Source organism: Alteromonas sp. AWJ4_199, assembly GCF_056159165.1.
The window spans coordinates 2,419,403-2,444,581 of sequence record NZ_JBSWUR010000001.1 but is presented as its reverse complement, the minus strand read 5'-3'; the positions used below and the strand labels follow the sequence as shown (position 1 = coordinate 2,444,581).

At 45.4% G+C, this 25,179-nt stretch carries 26 protein-coding genes; 13 read left to right on the top strand and 13 right to left on the bottom strand.

Annotated features, from left to right (window positions below; genetic code table 11):
* Positions 1 to 40 precede the first annotated feature (40 nt).
* From gspI to ACXAER_RS10695, 7 genes are all read left to right on the top strand, one after another.
* Positions 41 to 469 carry a type II secretion system minor pseudopilin GspI gene (gene gspI / locus ACXAER_RS10725; RefSeq protein WP_474829093.1) on the top strand — a complete coding sequence of 143 codons (429 nt, stop codon included), beginning with the start codon at positions 41 to 43 and terminating at the stop codon, positions 467 to 469.
* Between the two features lies 1 nt (position 470).
* Positions 471 to 1,097 (top strand): type II secretion system minor pseudopilin GspJ, encoded by a 627-nt coding sequence (gene gspJ, locus ACXAER_RS10720; protein ID WP_474829091.1) that lies wholly within the window; start codon positions 471 to 473, stop codon positions 1,095 to 1,097.
* Positions 1,098 to 1,156: 59 nt separating this feature from the next.
* Positions 1,157 to 2,185 (top strand): type II secretion system minor pseudopilin GspK, encoded by a 1,029-nt coding sequence (gene gspK, locus ACXAER_RS10715; protein WP_474829089.1) that lies wholly within the window; start codon positions 1,157 to 1,159, stop codon positions 2,183 to 2,185.
* Complete coding sequence (gene gspL / locus ACXAER_RS10710) at positions 2,185 to 3,384, top strand: type II secretion system protein GspL (RefSeq protein WP_474829087.1); 1,200 nt, start codon at positions 2,185 to 2,187, stop codon at positions 3,382 to 3,384. The genes gspK and gspL overlap by 1 nt, the downstream gene beginning before the upstream one ends.
* Positions 3,381 to 3,860, top strand: coding sequence for a type II secretion system protein GspM (gene gspM / locus ACXAER_RS10705; protein ID WP_474829085.1), 480 nt, complete (start codon positions 3,381 to 3,383; stop codon positions 3,858 to 3,860). The genes gspL and gspM overlap by 4 nt, the downstream gene beginning before the upstream one ends.
* The gene (locus tag ACXAER_RS10700) at positions 3,857 to 4,612 is read left to right on the top strand and encodes a type II secretion system protein N (protein WP_474829083.1); all 756 of its coding nucleotides are present in this window, start codon (positions 3,857 to 3,859) and stop codon (positions 4,610 to 4,612) included. Before gspM ends, ACXAER_RS10700 begins: the two co-directional genes overlap by 4 nt.
* An 87-nt stretch (positions 4,613 to 4,699) precedes the next feature.
* Positions 4,700 to 6,133 carry a YdgA family protein gene (locus ACXAER_RS10695; RefSeq protein WP_474829081.1) on the top strand — a complete coding sequence of 478 codons (1,434 nt, stop codon included), beginning with the start codon at positions 4,700 to 4,702 and terminating at the stop codon, positions 6,131 to 6,133.
* Between the two features lie 211 nt (positions 6,134 to 6,344).
* Here the strand turns inward: ACXAER_RS10695 and ACXAER_RS10690 are convergent, their stop codons facing one another.
* From ACXAER_RS10690 to yrfG, 4 genes are all read right to left on the bottom strand, one after another.
* Positions 6,345 to 7,436, bottom strand: a complete 1,092-nt coding sequence (locus tag ACXAER_RS10690; RefSeq protein WP_474829079.1) for an MBL fold metallo-hydrolase — start codon at positions 7,434 to 7,436, stop codon at positions 6,345 to 6,347.
* 189 nt (positions 7,437 to 7,625) lie between these two features.
* Positions 7,626 to 9,014: an NAD-dependent succinate-semialdehyde dehydrogenase gene (locus tag ACXAER_RS10685; RefSeq protein WP_474829077.1), complete on the bottom strand. Its 1,389-nt coding sequence runs from the start codon at positions 9,012 to 9,014 to the stop codon at positions 7,626 to 7,628.
* 281 nt (positions 9,015 to 9,295) lie between these two features.
* Positions 9,296 to 9,841: an inosine/xanthosine triphosphatase gene (gene yjjX / locus ACXAER_RS10680; RefSeq protein ID WP_474829075.1), complete on the bottom strand. Its 546-nt coding sequence runs from the start codon at positions 9,839 to 9,841 to the stop codon at positions 9,296 to 9,298.
* Between the two features lie 13 nt (positions 9,842 to 9,854).
* Complete coding sequence (yrfG, locus tag ACXAER_RS10675; RefSeq protein WP_474829073.1) at positions 9,855 to 10,568, bottom strand: GMP/IMP nucleotidase; 714 nt, start codon at positions 10,566 to 10,568, stop codon at positions 9,855 to 9,857.
* 71 nt (positions 10,569 to 10,639) lie between these two features.
* On the opposite strand from yrfG, the gene nudE reads away from it, so the two are divergent.
* From nudE to ACXAER_RS10660, 3 genes are all read left to right on the top strand, one after another.
* Positions 10,640 to 11,203: an ADP compounds hydrolase NudE gene (nudE, locus tag ACXAER_RS10670; RefSeq protein ID WP_014951322.1), complete on the top strand. Its 564-nt coding sequence runs from the start codon at positions 10,640 to 10,642 to the stop codon at positions 11,201 to 11,203.
* A 3-nt stretch (positions 11,204 to 11,206) separates the two neighbouring features.
* The gene (cysQ, locus tag ACXAER_RS10665; RefSeq protein WP_474829071.1) at positions 11,207 to 12,052 is read left to right on the top strand and encodes a 3'(2'),5'-bisphosphate nucleotidase CysQ; all 846 of its coding nucleotides are present in this window, start codon (positions 11,207 to 11,209) and stop codon (positions 12,050 to 12,052) included.
* Between the two features lie 126 nt (positions 12,053 to 12,178).
* The gene (locus tag ACXAER_RS10660) at positions 12,179 to 12,763 is read left to right on the top strand and encodes a YceI family protein (RefSeq protein ID WP_474829069.1); all 585 of its coding nucleotides are present in this window, start codon (positions 12,179 to 12,181) and stop codon (positions 12,761 to 12,763) included.
* 110 nt (positions 12,764 to 12,873) lie between these two features.
* Here the strand turns inward: ACXAER_RS10660 and mdoH are convergent, their stop codons facing one another.
* Entirely contained in the window at positions 12,874 to 14,874 is a 2,001-nt protein-coding gene (mdoH, locus tag ACXAER_RS10655; RefSeq protein WP_474829067.1) for a glucans biosynthesis glucosyltransferase MdoH, read from the bottom strand.
* Positions 14,855 to 16,480, bottom strand: a complete 1,626-nt coding sequence (locus ACXAER_RS10650; RefSeq protein WP_474829066.1) for an OpgD/OpgG family glucan biosynthesis protein — start codon at positions 16,478 to 16,480, stop codon at positions 14,855 to 14,857. The genes mdoH and ACXAER_RS10650 overlap by 20 nt, the downstream gene beginning before the upstream one ends.
* 811 nt (positions 16,481 to 17,291) lie before the next feature.
* Between ACXAER_RS10650 and ACXAER_RS10645 the strand changes: the two genes are divergently transcribed.
* Positions 17,292 to 17,846 (top strand): outer membrane beta-barrel protein, encoded by a 555-nt coding sequence (locus ACXAER_RS10645; RefSeq protein ID WP_474829064.1) that lies wholly within the window; start codon positions 17,292 to 17,294, stop codon positions 17,844 to 17,846.
* A 92-nt stretch (positions 17,847 to 17,938) separates the two neighbouring features.
* On the opposite strand, the gene ACXAER_RS10640 is transcribed toward ACXAER_RS10645, so the two are convergent.
* From ACXAER_RS10640 to ACXAER_RS10625, 4 genes are read right to left on the bottom strand one after another with little or no spacing between them, the layout of a single operon-like run.
* Positions 17,939 to 18,172, bottom strand: a complete 234-nt coding sequence (locus ACXAER_RS10640; RefSeq protein WP_474829062.1) for a YheU family protein — start codon at positions 18,170 to 18,172, stop codon at positions 17,939 to 17,941.
* A 58-nt stretch (positions 18,173 to 18,230) separates the two neighbouring features.
* The gene (locus ACXAER_RS10635) at positions 18,231 to 19,265 is read right to left on the bottom strand and encodes a hydrolase (RefSeq protein WP_474829060.1); all 1,035 of its coding nucleotides are present in this window, start codon (positions 19,263 to 19,265) and stop codon (positions 18,231 to 18,233) included.
* Positions 19,266 to 19,285: 20 nt separating this feature from the next.
* On the bottom strand, positions 19,286 to 19,792 hold the full coding sequence (locus tag ACXAER_RS10630) for a TIGR02444 family protein (protein WP_474829058.1): 507 nt from the start codon (positions 19,790 to 19,792) through the stop codon (positions 19,286 to 19,288).
* On the bottom strand, positions 19,773 to 21,746 hold the full coding sequence (locus ACXAER_RS10625; RefSeq protein WP_474829056.1) for an ATP-binding cassette domain-containing protein: 1,974 nt from the start codon (positions 21,744 to 21,746) through the stop codon (positions 19,773 to 19,775). The genes ACXAER_RS10630 and ACXAER_RS10625 overlap by 20 nt, the downstream gene beginning before the upstream one ends.
* A 118-nt stretch (positions 21,747 to 21,864) precedes the next feature.
* On the opposite strand from ACXAER_RS10625, the gene ACXAER_RS10620 reads away from it, so the two are divergent.
* Together ACXAER_RS10620 and ACXAER_RS10615 are read left to right on the top strand one after the other, a co-directional pair.
* Positions 21,865 to 22,071, top strand: a complete 207-nt coding sequence (locus ACXAER_RS10620) for a YheV family putative zinc ribbon protein (protein WP_012520152.1) — start codon at positions 21,865 to 21,867, stop codon at positions 22,069 to 22,071.
* Positions 22,072 to 22,249: 178 nt separating this feature from the next.
* Entirely contained in the window at positions 22,250 to 23,359 is a 1,110-nt protein-coding gene (locus ACXAER_RS10615) for a DUF748 domain-containing protein (RefSeq protein WP_474829054.1), read from the top strand.
* 138 nt (positions 23,360 to 23,497) lie between these two features.
* Here the strand turns inward: ACXAER_RS10615 and ACXAER_RS10610 are convergent, their stop codons facing one another.
* The 3 genes from ACXAER_RS10610 to ACXAER_RS10600 all read right to left on the bottom strand — a co-directional run bounded on the left by ACXAER_RS10610 (position 23,498) and on the right by ACXAER_RS10600 (position 25,096).
* Complete coding sequence (locus tag ACXAER_RS10610; RefSeq protein ID WP_474829052.1) at positions 23,498 to 23,656, bottom strand: hypothetical protein; 159 nt, start codon at positions 23,654 to 23,656, stop codon at positions 23,498 to 23,500.
* Between the two features lie 249 nt (positions 23,657 to 23,905).
* Positions 23,906 to 24,154, bottom strand: coding sequence for a SlyX family protein (locus tag ACXAER_RS10605; RefSeq protein WP_474803538.1), 249 nt, complete (start codon positions 24,152 to 24,154; stop codon positions 23,906 to 23,908).
* A gap of 9 nt (positions 24,155 to 24,163) precedes the next feature.
* On the bottom strand, positions 24,164 to 25,096 hold the full coding sequence (locus ACXAER_RS10600; protein ID WP_269917973.1) for a WD40 repeat domain-containing protein: 933 nt from the start codon (positions 25,094 to 25,096) through the stop codon (positions 24,164 to 24,166).
* Between the last annotated feature and the right edge of the window lie 83 nt (positions 25,097 to 25,179).

Here is a 25,179-nt window from a genome sequence, read left to right as displayed (position 1 = left end):
AGCGTCCATTATGAACGCGCCCACTCTAAAAGCACCTTGTATGAGAACAAACTCGGTAAATTCTTCTGGCAAAAGCGTTTCGGTTAACCCCCCCCATAACCAACGTGGCCTGACCCTACTTGAAGTTATGGTGGCACTGCTTATTTTCGCACTAACAGGCACCGCAGTGCTTAAAGCCGCTGGCGAGCATTTATCTAGCGTCGGCCAAATAGAGTCTGTTACTTTTGCCAATTGGGTGGCAAGCAATCGCCTAAACCAGCTTCAGCTTGATACCACCTGGCCGCCCAAAAATAATTTAAAAGGCACCATGGAGATGGCTGACCGCACTTGGTACTGGCAACAAACCGTCGCGAAAACCAACGATAACGACTTACGTGCAGTTACCGTTTCGGTAGGCGAAGATGAAAGCTACGAAAGTTCAGTGACATCGGTTACCACTTTTGTGGCTAAGCCAACGGCGGGGAACTAGTATGCAGCGCGGATTTACGCTTATAGAAATACTGATTGCCATGGCCATATTTACCCTTATCGGGCTGGCATCAACGGGTTTATTAACCACAGTTATCGACAGCAATGACATTTCAGAAGAGCGTTTTGCCAAGCTCCAATTGCTACAGCGTGCCATGATCACTATCGAGCGAGACCTTCAACAAGCCGTGCCTCGCGCAGCAAGGGTTAATGGAGAAAAGCAAGATGTAGTAATGGCAGGTGGAGAAACCGACGATAGCGATGATGATGGTATTGGTTTTGTAAGAGGCGGTTGGCACAATCCACAGTTAATGCTGCCAAGAAGTACTTTGCAGTTTGTTGCCTACAGGCTTCAAGAGAACAAGCTTGAGAGACTTTACAGTAATTACGTGGATAATGTTATTGGCTACGAGCCGAAAGTACGAGTGCTGCTAGAAGACATAGAAAGTTTAAAAATTGAGTTTCTCGCCACAGCCGACAGCGGTTCATTAGATGAAGACGAAGACCTATCGTGGAGCGAGAGCTATAAAGGTACAGCACTGCCGCGGGCAGTCGCGATAGAGTTTGTAAGTAAAGACTTTGGCAAAATTCGAAGGGAATTTACCTTAACCACGGGTGAATCATCATAATGCCAAACACAGGAACACGCCTTTTAAAAAACCATACGCGCGCCAAGGCTGAGACGTGTATGCCCCAACCGTCTACCCCACCGGCTAAACAAAAAGGTGTGGCACTGATGATTGTGCTGATGATAGTAGCTTTGGTTGCGGTATTGGCCACAGAAATGGGCACACGCTTGCAGCTTCAGGTGCAGCGTACGATGAACTTAAAAGACAACAATCAAGCCTACTGGTACGCCATGGGCGCCGAGGCCTTTGCGCGTAAGTCTATCCAGTCTTTGATAGAAGAAAGCCCGGATGTGATTTCTATAGATCAGCCTTGGGCACAAGAATTCAGCTATCCTCTAGAAAACGGTGGTTTAACCGCTAACTTAGACGATTTGCAGGCGTGTTTTAATCTAAACGCGATTACGTCTGGCACTGCAGGAGGCACAGGCAGTAACAGCGGTACTGGCAGCAGTGGAGCGGGTGACACCACGGAAGCCATGGACGCTTTTCACACTATGTTGCTATCACTTAGCGTTGACGGACTAGACAACTACACCGCAGATACCTTACGCGATAGTTTAGCTGACTGGGTCGACGAAGATGACAGAATGCGTCCTTACGGCGCAGAAGACAGCGAATACGAGTCCAGAGAGTTTCCTTACCTTGCGGCTAACGGTCCACTGGCATCAAAAAGTGAATTGCGTATTATTAACGGTGTATCACCACAATGGCTAGACGCATTACTGCCATTAGTTTGCGTGATTCCGGATTACAATGAGTTGAAAATTAACGTCAACACCTTAGAAGAAGAAGATGCACCATTACTTGCAGGCCTGACAGGCTTAGACATTCAACAGGTCACAAGTTTAATTAGTAGTCGCCCGCAAAACGGCTGGGACGAAATTAATGATTTTTTAAGCGAGCCTTCGATTCAAGCGCTTAATTTAACAAGCACTCGACAAGATTGGTTTGCGGTAAAAACTGAATATTTTATGTTGCACACAAAAACACAGTACAACAAAGCAACTTTTAAGCTTTCCACCGTGTTTCACGTTAATGCCGATACCGGTGTTAGTATTGTGAATCGCGAGTTTGGGGGAACCTATTAATGGAACAATTATTGGTGCGTTTAGGCGCCAACTACACAGACCCGATAAGCTGGCTCGTTTATTCGCGAACAGAAGATGAAATTATTGCGTCGGGCGAACTGCCTAATGCCGACGCCTTATCGTCGCTTACTGAACGCGCAGGCCAACGTAGCGTCATTGCGTTAGCGCCCAGCAGCGAAATTTTACTCAAATGGGTTGAGCTGCCGCCGAAAGCTGGCCGCAAGATCATTTCTGCCATCCCGTTTATGCTAGAAGACGAGCTTGCTACTGACATTAGCCAGCAGTTTTTTGCAATCGGCCCGAAGCGCGGCGATGAGCAAGCCGTTGCTGTAGTTAGCCATGAAAAAATGCAACTGTGGCAGTCTTGGCTGAGCGAAGCAGGGTTATTCTGCGACACCATTATTCCTGATGTACTTGCAGTGCCAGTAACGGAAAACGGCTGGTCGGTACTGACCTTAGGTGAACAGCTACTGGTGCGCCAAGATGAGTTCAAAGGGGTTCAAGGTGAACAAACTTGGTTGCTTCCTACTTTAGTGCACTTCACTGCGCAGCAAGAAGCACCTGTGACAATCACAAACTACGCAGGTATCGATTTAAGCAGTCTGCCGAACATTGAAGAAGCACAGGCACCGCTTGAACTGCCCATGCAAGTTTTGGCTAAAGAAGCCATGCAAACCAGTTTTAACTTGTGCCAGGGCGATTACAAGATAAAACGTAAGCGCAGCGGTGTGCTAAGTCAGTGGCGTGTAGCCGCTGTACTCGCTGTACTTGCACTGTGTACCAGCTTAGTAGATAAAGGCGTTACTCTTTATCAGTTAAAGTCGCAAAACCAAGCACTTAGCAGTGAAATAAGTAGCGCAGTTAAAGCCGGCTTCCCCAATATTGGCACCTATCGCAACGTGCGATTAAAGCTACAAAGTGAACTGGCTAAGTTAGAGCAGGGCGGTGGGGATGCTTCCATGCTTATTATGTTAGATCAGCTTGCACCGGCTTTTTCAGCCACCGACGTTAAGCCGCAAACATTGCGCTTTGACGCTACCCGCACAGAAATTCGTATTCAGGCGCAGGGCAAAAACTTTGAAGCCTTAGAGCAGTTTAAACGCAGCGCTGAAAACGCAGGTTTTGTGGTTGAACAGGGTGCTATTAATAATCGTGACAATGGCGTTGTGGGTACAGTGTCAGTAAGGAGTACGTCGTGAACGCACTTTTAGAAAAATACAAAGCCCTCACTGAACGGGAACAAAAATTAGTGCTAATTTCTGCAGTAATGATAGTCATTGCACTGTTTTATTTTGCAGTTTGGTCGCCACTAAATGCTGCGCTAGACAAACAAAAACAATTGCTTGATAACCAGCAGTCGCTTCTAGTTTGGGTAAAAGACAGCGGTGCACGCGCTCAGCAATTACGCCGCAGCAGCGGTGGAAAGCGTGCATTTTCTGGTTCGTTGCCGCAAGCGGTAAACCGCACTACTGCTCAGTACGATATTGCTATTTCTCGGATGCAGCCACAGGGCGACGAGCTTCAAGTATGGGTTGATCAAGCGCCGTTTAACAGTGTGTTAGACTGGCTAAAGGCCATGGAAAACATGGGTGTAGTTATTCTTCAAGCCGATATAGCTGAAGCAGATGCGCCAGGCTATATCAAAATTCGCCGACTACAGTTAGGTAAAGCATGAAGTCGAAAGTTAGTTGGATCATAGGCGGAATTCTTGCCTTCCTATTGTTTGCTATTGCTTATATGCCCGCAGTGCAGGTTATCGGTCGTATAACACTACCGAATAATGTTTCTGTAAGCGGAGTAAGTGGCACCTTATTTTCTGGTAAAGCACAGACCCTAGTGGTTAACGGCTTGCCTGTTAACAACCTGAAGTGGGAACTCAGCCCACTTCACATGTTATTGGGTAAAGTTAAGCTAGATCTTAAAGCAGGTAATATTCGCGATAAAAACGACATCGCGTTTGAAGGCCCTATCACTACCGGGCTTTTCAGCCAAGATACGATCAATACCGAGAACTTTACGCTGTACCTACCTGTAGATAGAGTACTTGCACAAGTTCGCTTGCCTTTACCGGTAAATGCAGGCGGACGCTTTAAAGTCTCGTTAAGTGACCTAACCTTTGGTCCAGCATGTGAGTCGCTCGATGGCACAGGAGACTGGTTAAACGCTACGGTTGCAGGAACACAAGGACCAATTGATTTCGGAACTTACTCAGCAAAGCTTCGTTGCGAAGGAAAAGACATTGGCATAATGGTAAGCGAGCCAAACTTACTAAGCTTATCGATGGATGCGGTTATCCCTACTACGATGAAAAATATCCGTGTAAGTGGTAAATTCAAACCTGACGACAGCTTACCGCAAGAAGTCCATCAGGCTGCACGCTTGTTTGGTACGCCTAATAGCAGCGGATATATCCCAATAAAGCTTTAAAGTGCTAAACCCAATAAACAATACAGAAAAAGCCTTGGTTTTTCACATCAGGGCCACTAGGAAAAACACTCAACAAAGGATTGTACAATGAACAAACCTCTTTTTGCTGGCGCTAGCGTTACTTTAGTTGCACTTGGCGTTGCCCCTTATTTTATCGGTAATAGCGTTGAAGAAAATGTTAACGCTGCAGTAACCGAAATTAACGAACAGGCTGTCTATTCAGCCGAAATCATTTCGTACGACAAAGGCTGGTTCTCAACGAAAGCAGAAGTCAAACTCGCTATCGATTTTCAAGCGCTTTTTAATGCGCAAAATATCGACCAATCTGAGATACCACTAGAAGAAAACCCTAGTATAACTGCTTCGCTGGTTGCCCATCACGGTCCTGTTTACTTCGGTGATGGCGTTGGATTAGGTCGCGTTCACTACACGGTATTTATCGATGGGGATGAATTAAGAGAATACGTTCAATGGGACGGTGAACAGCCAATTTATAGCAATGAAGGCGTTGTTGGCCTGCTTGGCAATTTAAGCTACGAAGATGTAATTCCGGCCCTTAGCGCAACCAATGAGGAAGAAGGTTTTACAGTGCTTTTCTCAGGTTATGCTGGTAAAGCTGTTCCTGAGGGCGATCAGACCTTTTATACCTCATCGGGTGAATCACTGAGCATAAACGCCGATGCCGCGTCGATTAAGATATCCAATCTTTCTATGGATGTGACCTACGATGGCAGCATGGTAGAAGCCTTTAAAGGCGAACTGTTTGAATCGAAAGTTAAAGCACTTATAGAAACCATGGAATTTACGGGCCTTGAAGCAGGAGAAACAGTTCAGCTAGACAATATTGCGCTTATTACAGACACTAAAATTGATGATGACAGCAATACAGCTAATGTATACGTAGAATACGCCATTGATAAGGTAGAAGGGCCTGAACTTGCAGCCACTGATATGGTGTTAGGCGTCGCTTTAAATAACTTAGACGTTGACTTCATCAAAGCATATCAAGAGTTCAGCAACACATCCCTGTTGGTGCCTTCTGAGGAAGTACCCGCCAAAATGATGGAATTTATTGAGACGAACCTGCTTACCCAGCTAAAAGCAGAGCCTGAACTTAACATAACGAAGCTTAAAGCAACGTTGCCCGAGGGTTCGTTTAATGCTCACGCAAACACTAAACTAGTTGGCATTGATGCCTTGCCAGGCACAATGGAAGATGTGGCTTACTGGGTAACCCATTTGCTGGTCGATGCACAGGTAACAGCCGACAAAGCCTTTGCGCAAAGCGTAGTATCTGGTTACATGATGGGGCAATTAATGGCAACACCTCAGGCGCAAAACATGACGGCTGAGGAACTTGAGGCCGCAGTAGACCAACAGACGCCAATGATGTTGGGTACTTTTGCCCAACAAGGCTTGATAAAAGAAACAGAGCAAGGTTATGAGGCAAAATTAGAGCTTAAAGACGGCAAAGCCAGTGTAAATGGTATGCCTATTCCATTGCCTTTTGCGCCGCAATAAGATGTTTAGAAGTGACTAAAAAAAGCGCCAGCAAAGTACAGTTAACATTAGGCGCTATTAGCGGCAAATGCTGACAATACCCAGTCAGAATTAAAAATGCAGAGCCTAATGCTCTGCATTTTTTCATTACTTCATCTTTACCACGTTCAACCCTGCTAACTCCCCTCTTGGCATAGGCTGACCAGTCTTATGTTTCTACTTAAAACCGTACCTAGTTCTCATCAAAAAGCGTGATATTCATCAATTCTTGCGCAGCATAGACACGCCCCTCAGCAACAACCGTAATAGCCTCAGTAAGCGCATCTAAGCCCGATTCGCTACGTTTCATAATATGAGACAGTAAAATGCGTTTTGCTTTAGATTGCGCGGCGATATCGATTATTTGTGTAGGTGTCATATGCAGGTTCTTCGCAACGCGCCCCGCGTTATCGTCAATTGCGTTGTGCAATACTAAAAGGTCAGCGTTTTTAGCGAAGCGAGCCAGGTTTCCCTGTTCATCATTCGTATCACCAGAAAATACCGCTACACATCCGTTAGCCTTAACTTTCCACGCGAGTGTGGGGATCGGCCCGTGATTCACCGACATCGCTTCAACACTAATGTCACTATTCACATCATATTCAAAAGGTTTCTCTAATGTGGCGTCTACAACGCTTTTTGCCGATATGGTGTAGTCGTCTTGGCCATCGATAGTGTAAGAAGACAGATATTTAAATGCGCCCTCCTCGCCAATTAGCGATGAGAGATAAGCGTTGGTCGAGGGCATGGCGTCATTACCATCAGGCCCTATTACCCATAAATTTTTTTCGCGGTTAGTGAAATAACCACCTTTTACGAAGCTCGGCAAATCGGCACTGTGGTCAGTATGTAAGTGAGAAAGCAAAATCACATCAAGGGATTCAAATGACGCACCGGTTGCGCCAAACTGAACACTGCTGCCGCTGCCAGCATCTACCAAAACACGTGCTTTGTTATCAACCCAGACCAAATAGGCGCTCGATGTTCTTCCGTCATCCAATTCCGGCCCCCCTGAACCTAGCACCTGAACAGACACGTTCTGGCAGGCCATAAATGCCTTACTTTCACCAGCACTTTCTTCTGAAGTCGGCGGTTGAGGAAATGATGGAGACGATGTTTGCGTAAAAGGCGCCGATGAGGCTGGCGCTATTGCCAAGAACAAGAAAATAGACGTCGTTGAAAGCAAACTCACCCACGCAGTGCGTAGTTTACCTTGTTCCTTTGTGTGCACTTTTTGCACTGTGCCCTTGCTTATAATACTTAACTGCCTGTGTAAGACTTTCATCGCCGTCATCCTAAACCATTCCTTATATTTTTATACCTTCATATCAAGATAAAAGACCGAACGGTGGCGTAAAAATATTCAGGGAAACAGAAACGCGTCAAAGAGCGTGTTGATACTAAAACGAAGATATAAAAAAACGGGCACGTCGCACGCGCCCGTTTCAATACAATGATGATAAATATCTAGTAATTACTCAGCAGCACTTTCAGCTACCATAATGGTTTTGATATTCACAAATTCGCGCATACCATAGCCACCGTGTTCACGGCCGTAGCCACTATCTTTTACACCACCAAAAGGCAGGTTTGGCTGTGCTAGTGAATAACCGTTAATATTCACCATACCAGTGTCGAATTCATCTTTCGCCAGTGCAATAGCTTTGTCTGTATCTGTACTAAAAATGCCGCCGCCTAAACCATAGCGTGAGTCGTTTGCGACTTCCATTGCCTGTTTGTCGTCACGGGCGCGGATTAATGACGCGACAGGACCAAATAACTCATCGTCGTAAGCGGGCATGCCAGGCGATACATTTTCAAGCACCGTCACCGGATAAAAGTAACCATCAGAATCTGGAACTTCTCCACCGAGAGACAGCGTAGCGCCGTTTTCGATCGATTTTTTCACTTGGTCGTGCAGTTCATCTCGCAAGTCTTCTCTTGCCATGGGGCCAAGGTCGGTATTTTCATCCGTTGGGTCACCCACTTTAAGCTTTTTACATTGCGCCACGAACTTGTCTCTAAACTCGTCATAAACGCTATCAACGATAACGAAGCGTTTAGCCGCTACACAGGTTTCACCATTGTTGATTACGCGACCTTGAATACACATTTCTACCGCATGGTCGATGTCAGCATCCTCTAACACCAAGAAAGCATCGTTACTACCAAGTTCCATCACGGTTTTCTTAGATAGACTCGCAGCCTCTTTCGCCACTTGCTTACCTACTTCGTCGCTCCCTGTAAAGGTGACGCCACGCACATATTTGTGTTTAATTAAATCACTGGCCGTACCGCCATCAATAAGTAGAGACTGATACACATTTTTTGGAAAACCAGCATCTTCGTACATTTGCTGAATAGCTTGTGCCATTCCAAACACGTTTTTTGCGTGCTTCAGCACCGTAGTGTTACCCGCCATAATATTCGATACGCTGTAGCGAATAACCTGATAAAGTGGGAAATTCCAAGGCTGAATGCCCAGAATAACGCCGATAGGTTGATAAGTAATGATGGCACGACCGCCCTCGAAAATGCGATGTTCATCTTCTAGAATTGAAGCGCCATGCTCGGCCGTGTAGCGACATATTTCAGCGCATAGCTGCACCTCTTGCTTACCTTGTGCGGTCACTTTTCCCATTTCACGAGTCATGAGACTAGCGAGATCGTCGATGCGTTCTTCCATTAAATCCGCAAGGTTATTGAATAAATCTGCGCGGGTTTCAAATGATGTACGACGCCAGTTCAAATAAGCCTCTTGTGAGCGGGTTACCGCTTGTTCGGCATCCTCAGCTGACATCAAATGATAATGATCGATCTTTTCACCTGTAGCAGGGTTGTAGGTATTGATTGTCTCACTCATCGTCACTCTCCTTATTCCGTTTGGTCTGAAGGATTTGCAACTAAAAAGCCAATGTGCCAAATGAAATTTTATTCAATACTTTCAAAAGCTTATATAAGACCCCCAGTAAGAGAAACCGAGAGAGGTAAAAGAGGATACAGAAAAGATTACCTATCGCAGTAAAGATTTCAGGGCGACCATTGCGATCGCTTTATCTATTTTCCTAAGCGAAAAGACCCTTGTGGCAATCTGTTGAAATAACGGAGTGAAGTGCTTCGTTGCGCACCAAATGCTGTCTCAACCTAGTCAGTGTATAAGTCAGGAAAATGAAACTTCGCCATAGCAAGGGTCAACGCCACTTCATAAACACTTTGTCGCGAAGCATGATTTAGAGTCAGTAACCCTATAGCACCGCCTTTTTGTTTTATATTTACGGTATCGAAAAGCTTGTCCATAACCGGCCCAAGCTCTTCGCCACGCTGTAATGCTTGATACACGCTAACAGGCAAAGGCAAACTCGCACTTCGTGTTACCGACCAGTGACCTTCGTGGTAAATCGCCACATAGGCAAAGGTAGCAGGGCCATCTTCAAAAACATCCACCCCCCCTTCAATTGCCACATACCAAGAGTCTGTGAGTCCACCTTGATGATGAGCGAGCATGGCCTTCACGCGATTAATGGCGCCCAAGCGCGTTTCGTCCTCATTCATTGGCTGGTCGGGTACGCCGCTTGGCACAGCCATACCCTGAGCGTCGAAATCGTGCTCTAGTGTGTCGGAAAGTGTATTGAGCGCAGCGTTTATTTTTACCGGATTTAGCGAGCCTACGTAAATTGTGTCAGAAACCATTTGCTTTCATCCTTTAAAAACGTTTTTTCAAAGCAGTATCAACTGGATTCTGCTTTATGTCTTCTAGCATTAAACGGTAATCGCGCACCGCTGAAAACTCACTAATATTGCGATTTGGCAAGGTGCTATCGGGGTTATCGACAGCAAGTAAATGTTTAATACCGTACGTCTTTGCCGAATGTAAAATGGGTAATGAGTCATCGACAAACAAGGTACGACGAGGATCAAATTGTACTCTCTCTTGTAGTCGCTTCCACAAAAGCTGAGACTCTTTAGTTACACCAAATTCATGGGTAGAAATAAGGTTGTCGATATGCGCGTCGAGCTGAGTATGTTCTACCTTAAGCGCCAAACTGTTTGGGTGGGCGTTGGTCACCAATACCACCTGCCTGCCTGAGTCATGAAGCGCATCAAGGAAAGGAATAGTATCGTCGCGAAGGGCGAGCAAATGCGCCAGTTCACGCTTAAGCGGCATAAACTCATTTTCTAAGTCCATTTCGAGGGATTCAGCCCAGTAATCTAAGCAATACCATTGAATTTGCCCGAATACTGACTCATATCGCGCAGTCATTTCACGTTGACTCTGCGCCTCTGATATTCCCCTTATTTCCGCCAATCGTTTAGGCAAATGATGTAGCCAGAACTGGTTGTCGTAATGAAGGTCTAACAGGGTACCGTCCATATCTAGCAGTACAGTTTCTATTTCATTCCAGGGCAGAAAGGGCAAGCGATTTTCCTTATAATGAAGTAAGCTAAGAAATTGTATACAAGTATGATAACAAAGTTGTAGCGATAGACATGCCAAAAATTGATCCGAACAAACCGTTACCACAAATTCATTCTCGTGAAATCGTTGCGCAAAGCAAACTCTTTAGGGTAGAGCGCTTAGACCTTGAGTTTTCAAACGGCGCCACCCGTGAGTTCGAGCGGATGGCGGGTGGAAACAGGGGCGCGGTAATGATAGTGCCCATGCTTGATGAAAACACCATGGTGTTAATTCGCGAATATGCTGCCGGCACTCATTCGTATCAACTAGGCTTCCCTAAAGGTTTAATAGACCCTGGTGAAACTGCCATTGAAGCGGCTAATCGCGAACTACAAGAAGAGGCTGGCTTCGCGGCCAATGATCTTGTTGAGCTTCATAAGGTCAGCATGGCGCCCACTTTCTTTAACGCCAATATGACCATTGTTTTGGCTCGCGACTTGTATCCTAAGCAACTTGAAGGCGACGAACCCGAGCCTCTTGAGGTGATTCACTGGCCTTTAGATGAAGCAGATGCTTTACTTGCACGAGAAGACTTTGTTGAAGCACGCTGCATAGCCGCGCTGTTTTTAGCTCAAAAGTGGTTTAAGGAACAATAAACAATGCCCGATGACGCCCATGCCGACCTACTAGAACTTGCGAAAGAAATTGCCATCGAAGCCGGTGAAGCCGTATTAGACGTATACGATAAAGGGGAATTTGACGCTTATCAAAAAGACGATGAGTCTCCCGTTACCAGCGCAGATTATTTGGCAAATGATATCATCAACAAACGCTTACAAGCCGCGACGCCTGATATCCCTATCCTCTCAGAAGAAAACAAACACGCAAGTTTAGAAGAGCGAAAGCATTGGCCCAGATACTGGCTAATCGATCCCATCGACGGCACTCAAGAGTTCATCGCTAGAAGTGGTGACTTTGCGGTTAACATTGCCCTAATTGAGAATAATGAACCTACCATAGGCGTTATCTTCTGGCCTCCTGGGCAATCGTTGTATTATGCGCAAAAGGGGAAAGGGGCATTCAAGTCTTCACCTGATGGCGATCATCCCATTAGCGTACGCAAGCTAGACGATCCTAAAAATAGCGTGGTGATGATTGCAATTAGCCGTCGCCAGTCAAGAGAAAAAGTGCTTAGCAGAATGTGCGCTAAGCGCGTTTATCACACTCTTCCCTTGGGAAGCTGTTCACTAAAAGCCTGCTTTATTGCCGAAGGAAAAGCTGACGTTTTTATGCGCATAGGTATTACCGGTGAATGGGACACGGGGGCATCGCAATGTATTGTCTCTGAAGCCGGCGGGAGTATCGCCGCTGCTAACTTCGAGCCACTTACCTACAATCAGCGTCATTCGCTAGAGAACCCAGATTTTGTGGTAATGGGCGATCAAAGGGTGCCATGGCGAGATGTAGTCCAGTATGATGACTTCGTAAACCCACATCAGCGCTAGCGCGTACTATTTAGTTAGCACAGCGTGTTAACCTACGTATAATAGCGTAGTAATGTTGCTGGGCCACATTACTCTGGTAGTGGTTAAATCAAGCCAGATGGAACCAAAAAGTAAAAGGAGTAACCTATGATGACTACACGTATTCGCACGTTATCTGCAGCATTGCTCACATGTGGGCTAGCATTTCCTGCCGCAGCCGACTGGTCACTAGACGGCGAAACAAGTGCACTACACTTCTTATCAACGAAGAATGCACAGGTCACCGAAGTACATAAGTTTGATAGCTTTGATGGTACGCTGTCTGATAGCGGCAAGCTCTCCGTAGCAGTAGACTTATCGTCAGTAAATACAGCCATTGATATTCGCAACAAGCGAATGCAAGAGATGCTGTTCAACGTGAGCGAATTTGCACAGGCAACGTTTGAAGCCAAGTTACCTGAGTCGATGACAAACCTGAAAGCGGGTCAAGTCGTTAACGGGAAAGTAGATGGCATTTTGATGTTACATGGAAAAGCCGTTCCTACATCATTTGCGGTTAAGGCGAGTAAAGTAGACGACGATACCCTAACTGTATCTACTACTGCTCCTACGCTTATTAAAGCAGAATCTTTCGGCCTTGCCGAAGGCGTAGCTGCGCTACAAAAAATTGCAGGGCTAAAGAGTATAACGACGACAGTCCCAGTGACGTTTTCTGTTACCTTTACGCAATAGAATACTGCTATTGCTAGGGTCTATCGATAAGAGTTAGGCAGTGGTAATAAATGAAAGCACAAAAAAACCGCACGAAAACGTGCGGCTTTTTTGGTTTAAAGAGCTTCTCTCTAAGACTGATGCAGTCTGTTAGGAAGTCTGTAACGCATAGGTAATGGCTTTTGACTTAACGCTTGCTCTGGCATACCTTGCCACACGTTCTCAGGAAGGGCAGGTACTTCAGCCTTATATTGAGAGACAGTGAAATATCCCATCGCTACACGTAAACGCTTAAGAGCTTTACACTCATTCACTTCCTGATCGATGACAAACACTCCCCACTTGCGCATCGCTATGCCTAGTTTATCACTGCTTGTTAAGCGGATAACCGGTGCTGCCAACACCATGCCAATTAATACAGGTAGCAGCCACATAAACAGCGACGGTGTGAAATAAAAGGTAGTTACGCCCCACGCTACCGCTAAGCAGCTCATAATTTGCGTGTGTTTGATTGCAACGGTCCAAGGTACTTTGCGACCTTCACGCTCTTGTGCTTCCCATTTAACTGAGTGACCGATAAACACGCTGATCACAAAATAGCTATGGTAGAACATCATCAGCGGCGCAATTAGTACAGCCATGGCTAATTCAATTGCCGCGCCTTTTAGTAAAGACCAAGCCCCACCAAACTCTTCACGACGTTTCATTAAAGCCAAGGTAATACCTAAAAGTTTAGGTAAGAATAGTAAGGCGGCGGTACCCCACATGGTTACCATCATCATGTCTTGGCGTGCTACCTGCCAACTGGGGAAAAGCTGATACTCAGATACGAAGAACTCTGGCACTGACGTGGCGCGAATTAATGCATCTGCGGTACCTAGTGCCAACATACAAAACAGTATTAGTGAAGAAATGTACGCAAACGCACCAAATAAGAAGTGCAGGCGATTCGCCATTTTAAGACCTTTCACCTTCAAAAGCCCTAAATGCTGTATGTTGCCCTGCACCCAGCGACGGTCGCGAATGGCGTAGTCTACAATGTTACTTGGCACTTCTTCATAGCTACCTGTTGTGTCGGTAAGTAAGTAAGCCTGCCAACCGGCACGGCGCAAAAGCGCAGCTTCAACAAAGTCGTGGCTTAGTATTTCGCCACCAAAAGGTGCACGACCTTCAAGGGTGGGTAGACCGCAATGCTGCATGAATGGTGCAATGCGAATAATGGCGTTATGCCCCCAGTAGTTTGCACTATCTGTTTGCCAAAATGATAAGCCTGTTGCCAACATTGGGCTGTAAAGGTGAGCAGCAAACTGCACGAAACGACCAAAGAAGGTGTTTTGACGCACTGGCATAGGAATAGTCTGCACTAAGGCCGTATCAGGGTTTTGCTCAATACGGCGGGCCAGGTCCTGCATACGCTCTGCGGTCATTACGCTATCGGCATCTAACACAATCATCGACTCGTAATTTGCGCCCCAGCGTTCGCAAAACTCTTTAAGGTTACCCACTTTTCTGTGCAGGTTTTGCTCGCGACGGCGGTAAAACACTTGGCTAGAGAATGCTCCCAAACGCTTTTTCAATCGAGTAAAAGCGCGTAGCTCAGCATCCGCTTTTTCCATGTCACGGGTATCGCTGAGCATATAGAAATCGAAATTCGAACTGTTTTCGCTTTCCATTAACTCGCGAATACAGGCTTCGAACCCCACCATAATACGGCGGGTATCTTCGTTATAAACCGGCATGACTACAGCGTGTTTTTGCTTTAACGGCGACGAAGCATCGGGCTTTACTTGGTTTCTGCGTAAACTCAGTGGATCTATATTGAAAAGCTGTAAAAAGAAACCAATGATACCTGTCCAAAACGCCATGCACAGCCAAGCGAATAGGGTCAAACCCAAGCCTAACTGCGCAATTTCTAAATTCGTAAGGCCGTTAGGTAAAAATATCTCGTATAAGCTCCAACCGGCCAATGCCGTGCTTGGAATTACTAGCATTGCCATGATAAACAAACGCATATGCTCTCCTTTTAAGATGAATTGTGAAGCACGTGCAGTGCTGTCACGTTTAACCTGAGGCACGGCTTTAGCCTCGTTCGATACTGATGTTTGAGTACGATTATTTTGGCTGGTAGACATAATTCCAAACCTCGCTCACACGCTCGCCGTCTTTTTCAATGTAAGCGCGCATATCTACCGTTTGCTTCTCTTTCGGCTTCACGAAGAAGGAAGCACGCCACTCTTGGCCGTCGGCTACAGGGTAAAGTCTCTGCTGAGAAATTGTGCCGTTAGTACCCTGTACCACCAGCTTCATCGACTCGTTATCAAAAGCAACGGCAGAAGGCGCGCTAAAATCTACATTGAACTGCCGTGTCGTATTTAAACTTTCGTTTTTAAACTCGTCACCGGGCAATACAGCCTTTCCCTGACGGGTGCGCACAACAGACGCTAATTCGCTTACAAAAGGGTTTTGCTCTACCGTCTTAAGGTCGTAAGAGAAGTACAGGGACTCACCGGATTTAAATGGCTTTTCAGGTGTCCAGAAAGCCACGATATTGTCATGAATTTCAGACTTAGTTGGTATTTCTACGACTTCCAAGCGACCTTTCTCAAAGCCGGCTTCCGGAGTAACCCATAGCCCTGGACGTATATGATAGTTGGCCTCAGCATCAAGGTAGTTACCCCACTCGCCGTCGCGTTGAAGCATGCCAAAGCCTTTTGGATTTGTATCGCTAAGTGACGTAACCTGAAGGCGTGCTGGGTTAGTCAGTGGACGCCAAATCTCTTCACCCGCATGAGTTACCATTAGCACACCGTCACTATCGTGCACTTCTGGACGATAATCGTCATGACGCTTTTCTGTGTTCTCGCCATATAAAAACATACTGGTAAATGGCGCAATACCTAGCTTATTCACGTCGTCGCGAGCAAATAACCAGCTCTCTACCTTTACACTGGTATCAATATCAGGCTGGATAACAAATTTATAAGCCCCCGCAACAGAAGGACTTTCTAGGCGAGCATAAATAGTAATTGGCTTGCCTTCACCAGGCTCGATAACCCAGAACTCTGTGAAATGAGGGAACTCTTCACCTTTCGCTAACGCGGTATCAATTGCCAAACCGCGTGCTGAAATACCATAAACTTGATTTTTACCTACCAAACGAAAATATGAAGCACCGAGGAATACAGCAAATTCATCTTTGTACTCTTCGTTTTTTATAGGGTAGTGAACACGAAAGCCTGCAAACCCTGACTTTTCATCCGTCATGTCCGCTAAACCTGCTGCAGAACCATCGTAGTTAAACATGTCGCTGTTAAACGCTAAACGTTCGGGCTTATTGCTTTCGCCAATAGTGTGAATGGTAACGGGGTATTCGTATAAAAAACCTGGATGAAAAAACTGAAGTTCGTAGTCGTTCTCACCGTGCCAAAGACTTTGCTCAGGCTTAAAGCGAATAGAACGATAAGTGGTGTAATCAATCTCTTTTAATTTGCTGTTTAGTCCGTGATCGTCTTGTTCATAGCTTTCTGTTGCTGATTTGCGAGCAGCATCAATAATAGATTGAAGAACGGGTGATGCTTTTTGAGGCTGATTGTTGTCATTGACCTCGACAGCGCCCGCTTGTTGAAATGCAAATAGGGCAATAACGCTGGTCATTGCTAAAAGAATGCGCGACAGCTTTCGATGCTGAAACGCATTAGTTTGTAAATCTTTTCCGAAAATTGAAACTGGCTTAGCCATTCGTCCTCTCCTTATGAAAACAATGGTTATCCAGATGGTCGTCAATCTCTTAGCTTTATCGCTTAGCTATACATAGCGAGCAACAGATTATCTGCTGCTTTAAAACGATGATGAGAAAAAGTATTCATTGAAACCATTCAAGAAAGGCGCTCTATTCCTTTCTTTATTCACTGGTATCGCAAAAAGTCGAATTCCGTGCCTGTTGGCAAAAGTGAATGCTGGATAACACAGAAGTACTTGAGCAAAAGCTGTTCCAATACTAAAAACACGGTCTTATTAATTAAATTTACATTTATTTACAACAACTTAAAAACATCGACATTGAAGGTGGAAGACAATTTCGTTGTTGTAAATTTGTCCGATGAGCTAGCCAAAAGGTTAACTGTTGTTTTTTAGAGACAGTTCTCCATGCCAATATGTTTAATTTTTAGCCTCAATCTAGGCTTTAGCTGCTTCGTCATTCGCATACCGCCTCTTCTTACTTTAAATTTCTCTATAATTATTAGATAGATAGCCACTTCCTCTTTGTATTTCAGCTGAGCTTTTTTCGAAGTTGGCAGACGCTTTGCACTTCATGGTTTTGATAAATACATCGGACACTATTTCTGAAAAGAAATAATTGAGATGACATGAAGAAGTTTTTAGCTTTGTGTTCATCACTTAAGTAACCCACTGAAAAGCGACGTATAGGGCCAGCACGTTTTTGAAGAGCAGCGCATCGTAAAAGCGCTGACCTCCGAGACGCTTTGCAAACTTATTGAGCGACTGCGCTGCAGACAGTGGGCTACTGAGCATACTAAGGAGTTATCACATGCGTAAATCAATCACACTTATTGCAGCTACACTTACTGCGGCAACACTTCCTCTTACAGCAATGGCCGACAAGCCAGACTGGCGTTACGTAGAAGGTGGTTACACCAAAATGGACTTTGACGACAACGAGTCTTTCGAACCAGACGGCCTAACCGTTAACGGTAAATACCTGTTAAACAGCAACTGGTACTTAAACGGCGAGTACAGCTTTTTTGAAGAAGGTAACTTCGACTTCGATATGCTAACCCTAGGTGCAGGTTACCGCTTACCTGTAAACGCCACAACAGATGCCTATTTTGGCGCTAACCTAGAGCGTGTTGATGGTGACATAGATGATGAGACAGGCTACAGCATTAATGCAGGTCTTCGCTCAATGATTACAGAGCAGGTAGAGCTTGCTGGTGAAGTGGGCTATTACGATGTAGATGATGGTGAAGCGACATTCAAAGTAGGCGCTAACTACTACATCACGCCACAGTGGGCTGTTGGTGCAAACTACAAAGTCATTGATGATTTAGACATTATGCAGGTAACTGCACGCTACGCTTTTTAAGCCTTCCTCTCCTCAGGTAGGTAGCCGGGTTGCTCGACCCGGCTTTTTTGTGTCTGCACTTCAAGAAGACGGCTATTCTTTCGCTTCGTTTTTTATTCAGCTGTGTCGCTGGGCTCAATATCTTCTTTTCTTTTTATATCCACACTTTCGTGGAGCTCTGAGTATACAAGTACTGCCTCGCCCGACTTTAACCTGTCTAGCACCTGCTGAACTTTTACTTCTAGCTCAACTTCCTCAGCGCCATAGTCGGTGCCTTCGCGTAATACAAAAGATTCAGCCAAGCTATAAAGCGTATCGGCTTCTAACGCGTCGATGGGGACTATCATTCACACTCCTGGGAAAAACGTTTTATAAAACTTAAACGACATCAATATCACCGCGGCATTAGCGACTAACATAACCACAAGTTGAGTTTACCGGTAATGCTTCGCTAACGAAGCGTTTTACGCGCTCGTGCAGCCAAACCTTCGGGTTTAATACAGAGCCTTGCATGAAGCCGACATGACCGCCTCGTTCGCTCAACTCTACGGTAACGTTACGCGCAAGCTCTTCTTCTTTTGGCACAATTAAGTGGTTCATAAAGGGGTCATCGATGCTATGCAATACTAACGTTGGACAGTGGATAGCGCTTAAAAAGTGATACGCGCTGCACTTTTCATAATAGTCTTGCGCATCTGCAAAACCGTGCAGGGGAGCCGTGATCTTTTCGTCAAATTGAGTAAAGCTAGTAATGCCTTCTACATCACTTTTTGTAAGCTGAATAAGCTTGCGATAATCAATGTATTCCATCTTCTTACGCAAAGTATCTTTCATGCTAGTAAGTAAATACTTTTGATACACACGAGAAAAACCCTGATTGATTGACTTAGCGCACTCAGATAGTTTAAGCGGAGAAGATATGGCAACTGCTGCCTTTAGCCACTTTTGTGCTGGGTTTTCACCTAACAGCTTCAACAGCATATTACCGCCAAGGGAAAAGCCAATAGCTACTTTGGGAGTACGGGGAAATTTATCGTGCAGCCACTCTAAGAAAAAACTGGGGTCTTCTGTTTCGCCACTGTGATAGGCCCGCGCTTTTAGATTGGGCACACCGCTACAGCCGCGATAATGCATCATTACCACCTGCCAACCATTCACAGATAGTTGGGCCATCATATCATTCGCATAGTGCGATTTAATGCTGCCTTCCAATCCGTGAAATATCACCACTATCCCTGATATTTCTTGAGGTTTAGGGCCCCACGCCACGTCAACAAAATCGTCATCCGGTAAAGTTAAACGCTCCATATTATAAGAAAGGGGTAAACGCTTTTGAATAAAACGCGGCCATATAGTTTGCACGTGACGGTTCTTTGCCCATCCTGGTACTTTAAAGCTACTTTTTATTATCTTTCCATGCGATAGCGCTGATTTGCTCATTGTATTTTCTTATTGTGTTTTTACGATAATTGATTAACCACAAGACTCACTAACTGGCGCGCCTCGTTGTTGTCGCGTAACTCGTATGCATTAATGAACGCAGCTATAGACGCGTTAAATATATTCGTTGACGAGGCCTGCTGACCCAAGTGCGTAACCGCCTGCTCATTAAAAGACGCAACGATGTCTTGCTGCTGTTGCCTTTCAAGCTCTAACTCTTGCGCTTTGAGTACATCGTAGGCTGTTTGCTCACCACCTTTCTCGGGGCTTGCTGCTTTGCGCTTCTCGCGATGCTGTTTTAACTTTTCGTCAGTGCTCGCTGATGCCGCTATAACCGATTTAAGCTGAGGCAAATTTATAATGACATTATTCTCTAAACACCAGCAAATCAGCAAGAGAACGTTTACATTCACCTTGTGGTTATCTTGAAGCAGAAGCGCGAGTGGTGCCATATCACCTTTCTTATAGCGAGATACGCTGTACTCCCAAAACACACTGTTTTTTATATTAGGCGCTGACACTGTCATACTCTTCTCTTTTTTGCTCTATCTGCTCTTGGGCATCTAGCCATGCCATTTCTTCCTCTTCAAGCTGTTGCTTAAGCTCAGTTTGTTTTTCGAGCAAGCCCATGAGTTCTGCTTTTTTGTCGTCGCTGTAAAGCGAGGTATCGGCGAGTGATGCTTCTACCTCTGCCAAGGCGGTACTGCATTTCTCCATGGCTTTTTCGTGTTTTTCGATGGCTTTTTTAAGTGGCGCTACGCTTTGCCTGAACTCGGCTTCGCGGCGCTTTTCTTCTTTACGATCTAACTTGCGTTCCGGCTTACTGTCCGCTCCTGCCTCTTGCTGCGCGCCGTTTTTAGCGTCGCTGTTAGCACTTTTAGCCTCGCTGTTGGCCTTGGCTTTTTCTGCAGCCTGCTGCTTTAAAATCCAGTCGCGATAATCATCCAAGTCACCTTTAAATGGCTCAACTTCACCGCTGTCTACCAAATAGAAATCTTCACACACCGAGGAAAGTAAGAAGCGGTCGTGAGATACCAGCACCATTGCCCCTTCAAAACCTTGCAGCGCAATATTTAGCGCATGGCGCATTTCTAGATCTAAGTGGTTGGTAGGCTCATCCAGCAGCAATAAGTTAGGTTTTTGGTAAACAATTAGTGCCAACACCAAGCGCGCCTTTTCACCACCTGACATAGGTGCCACAGGAGCCAATGCTTCATCGCCGTTAAATCCAAAACCGCCCAGGTAATCGCGAAGCTGCTGTTCAGTAGCTTTTTCATCAATACGCTGCAAATGTAAAAGGGGTGTGGCATTAGCGTCTAGTGTTTCTAACTGGTGCTGCGCAAAATAACCAATCTTAAGACCTTTAGCGGTATTGAAAATGCCCTGTTTGGGCGCATGAACGCCCGCTAACAGCTTAATTAATGTTGACTTACCTTGCCCGTTTCTACCTAGCAGACCTATTCTGCTGCCAGGTACTAAATTCAGTTTTACCTGTTGAAGCACTATATGGTCATCGTACCCCAGCTGTATTTTTTCCATTTGAACCAGAGGGTTTGGAAGCGCTGTTGGCGGTGCGAAAGAAAAACTAAATGGGCTAGCCATATGGGCTGGCATTAACGTTTCCATTTTCTCTAGCTGCTTAATACGGCTTTGCGCTTGCTTTGCTTTACTAGCCTTGGCTTTAAACCGCGTAATAAACGAGTTTAGATGGGCTACCTTTTGCTGTTGTTTTTCATACTCTATGTTTTGCAAGCGCATGCGCTCAGCACGCTGAGTTTCGTAAGATGAATAATTACCTGTGTAGGTAACAAGCTTTTGTTGCTCAACACTAATAATTTGCGCGACGGTATTGTCTATAAACGCTTTATCATGAGAAATAAGTAAAAGCGTGCCCGCATAGCGTTGCAACCATTTCTCTAGCCAAATTACGGCATCTAAATCTAAGTGGTTAGTGGGCTCATCAAGCAGCAGTAAGTCTGAAGGGCAAAGCAGTGCTTGTGCAAGGTTTAAGCGCATGCGCCAACCACCAGAAAAGTCACTCACCGGTGCGCTTAGCTGCACATTAGTGAATCCGAGGCCGGAAAGTATGGTCGCTGCACGTGATTCCACATCGTAAGCCCCAGCCTGCTCAAGTTGCCCATGAATTTGGCCTATTTTCACACCGTCGCCGCTTTTTTCAGCGGCGTCTAGCTTAGCCTGTAAATCACGTAAATGTTTGTCACCGTCTATCACGTAATCTATCGCTGTTCGATCAGTTGCTGGCGTTTCCTGAGCCACGCTTACAATTCGCCAATCACTTGGTACGCTGCAATCTCCTGCATCGACGCTTATTTCACTGCGCAACAGTGCGAACAGCGTGGACTTTCCGCAGCCATTGCTGCCAATAAGCGCCACTTTGTGGCCTGGGAAAACCTGTGCCGACGCCTCTTCCAGCAGCATTTTGCGGCCGCGAAGTAACGATACATTTGAAAGCTTAATCATGACTAACCTGTGATAGAACAATCTAGGGCGCGTATAGTATCAAAAACTTAAGGTAAAAGCTGATCAACACATGCTATTTCAAGGTATAATAATGGCGAAATTCCCCAAAGGTGTATGTATGTCAAAACGTGTAAAACGCCGCTTTGTAGCAGGCGCTACGTGCCCAAAATGCCAAGAGTTAGATACGATTTCGTTATATTTTGAAAATAACGTGGAAAAGCTGGAATGCGTCGCATGTGGGTACAACGAAGCGCAAACCGACGAAAAGGTCAGTGCCGCTACGCGCTCTAACGAAAACGTGATTGGTATCTTTAAACCGCACTAGCATTCCTACCCACATCTCAGTAAATCTTACCCTTAAGCCTGTGTAACACCTTCTCATACTGTACTCAGGCTTTTTAAAACCTTCTCTGGGTATCGCGCCACTAGCGGCTAACGCCCTTACCGAGGAAAAACGCTCTCCAAGGCATGTTTTTTGTATTCCTTTCCCTAAGGAGTGAAATATGAAACACGCTAAAAAACGATTTTGCTATGTAGTAGCAGGGCTATTGCTCATGCTCATCGCGTTCAGGTTGTACCTTCCTTATGCCGCAGCCACATACATTAACAATACACTAAGCCAATCGGACCAATACGATGGTCGAGTGGGCGATGTCGATTTAATGCTATGGCGTGGTGCTTACAGCTTAGAATATGTGTTGCTGTATAAAGCGAATGGACAAATAGATAAGCCACTGTTTAAGGCTGACTATGTGGAGTTTACACTATCATGGTCACAGCTTTTTAAAGGTGCCGCCGTTGGCAGGGTGGTGGTAGATGCTCCCGAAATTAACTTTGTAGACGGAAACACGGAAAAAAAGAGTCAGTCGGGTAAGAACGAAAACTGGCTGTCTATTGCCGACCAATTATTTCCTCTGCGTATAGACAAACTCACCATTAACGAAGGGAAAATTGCCTTTCACAATCCAGATACCTCTCCGGCTATCGATATTGCGCTGCACGATATTCATCTTGAAGTGAATAATTTGGTAAACAGCGACGACTTATCAGACACGCGCGTAGCTACAGCGACAGTGAAAGGGCAGACGGCAGAGCAAGGGACTATTTCATTAAACGCCAAGCTTAATCCTGCCACCAAAGCCCCTACTTTTGATCTAGACATTCAAGCTGACAATGTGGGTCTGGTGAATTTTAAAAATCTGCTTGATACCTATGCGCCTTTCGACCTAGAAGCCGGAACGCTTACGCTTGCTGCCGAGGTCGCGTCTAATGAAGGGCAGGTAAAAGGCTATATAAAGCCTATTTTGCATAACGTTGAAGTATTTTCTTGGAAAGGCGACATTGAACGTGACGGAGACGGTTTTATTGAGGGCAGTATCGAAGCGATTTCCGCGTTTGTCACTGAACTGTTTGAAAATCAGAGCCAAGACCAAATTGCCACACGTATACCTATTGAGGGCGACTTATCTAGCCCAGAAACACAGACTTGGGAGGCGTTTACTGCGATATTGAAAAACGCATTTATTAAAGCATTTCAAGGCGATGTGGAGGAAAGTGTAGAGCTCGACCGGTTGGAGTTAGACAGACTAGAAAACCCTGAAAGGTCTAATTAAAAACGCTGAATTTTACTTACGCTGCTAAGGGCTTGTATAACGCTAAGGGCCTTTTTAACCGCTAAGGGCCTTTTTAACCGCTAAGGGCCTTTTTAACCGCTAAGGGCTTTGCACGAGCCCTTAGCGGTTTAGATAGTGTTATATGGTACAGCTATCACCACAATCGTTGGCACCGTCGCGCATGCCTTCAATTTCTTGGCTTTCTTGCTTGTCTTTTTCAGCCTGCTTTTCGGCTACTGACTGCTCAATTGAGTCAAAATCGATGCTGTCAAACGCATCCATATCAAAATCACTCATAATTTTCTCTCTTAAATAGTAAAAAGGCTTCTCTAACTGAAGCCTTTGTATCGGGGCGCAAGTGTAATCCAATTAAATTGTCAGGATAAATGCAGTCTTAGCCTAACTCATAACAAGATAAACTAGTGTTTAAGTCGAAGCTTGTGCAGCTTGGTTTTATAAACCTTTGATTTTACTAATTTGTCGCCTGCCTATGAGGCGCCCCCTTCAAACCACAGGCGCCCCGATGCCCTTTACAAATGGCTACAATTAATAGTGCGGGGGCGGGGTTTCTTCTGATTGCTTAGCAATATTAGACGGCTCTATGCTTTTAACACGGTCTATTACGTGACTTACTTTAAACGCTAAATCATCGAGTTGCTTTTGTTGTGACGCCAGCGCTTCATTAAGTGCCTCGATAGTGTGTTCTTGAAAGGCTACTTTCATCTGTAACTCTTCAATATAGCTATTGGCGCTATCTATTTGCTGTTGTAACTGCTCAGCGCTTTTGTTTGTCATGTAAATTCTCTATCTCTCTCGTTGCCATTCTTCGGCAAGGCCACTGCTACTTATAGACAATATATTATCATTGGGAAGGAAGCCGACGCCATAAACAACTGCGGTTGGCGGTGAAATAGACTCTCTCGATGCGACTTGAATAGACTGAACTTGCTCGCCGTTTTTCAAATTCCAAAGATAAACCTTCCTAGCTGGCGAGCCTGTTAGTAAATACTGGCCATCCTTTGAAAACTCGACGTCGGTGAAGATTTTTTGCCTTGATGCAAACTTGAGTGAAGTTACGGGCTGCCCGGTTTGTACATTCCACACTTGCGATTTGCTTTGACTGTCGGCAGTAAAAGCAAACCGGCCTTCATCGTCTAACGCAACTTTGGTTACTCTGGTGGGGTGCGTGAAGGTGTGGATAATCTGCCCAGTGTCTGTACTCCACAAGTAGGCAATGTAGTCATTGCCACCAGTAAGCGCAAACTTGCCATTAGGTGAGATATCAATGGAATTAACTTTTTCTTGATGCCCAAAAAACTCGAGACGACGAGAGGTGCGCGGCTCAAAATACATTACCTTACCATTTGAGCGAGCGACGAGTATGCCATTACCATTATTGGTGACTACCACATCGCGAATAGAAGACTCATCAATTCGCCAAAATCCTTCTGGCTCACCAGTTTCTAAACTCCACAGAGCAAACGCTTCACGGTCGGCAGTGACCACATAGCGCTTATCTGCACTAATGTGCACTGACATCACTAGGTTGTTACCTTCCCCTTGATGACTCCAGTGATAGAGGGGCTCGCTCTGCCCAATTCGCCATACATTGACCCCATTATTCACGCCAGATACCACCGCTAAGGTGCCGTCGGTGGATATATCTGCCGCGTATGCGCCCTCTTCTACATGACGCCACTGCTGTATTGGCGTAGTATCAGGGACAGAACATCCCATGGAATTGCCAATAAGTAAGGTGAGTAACACTATTCTATGGAACATTTGAGGCCTAAACATAATCAAATGGGTTTCGCTTTGTA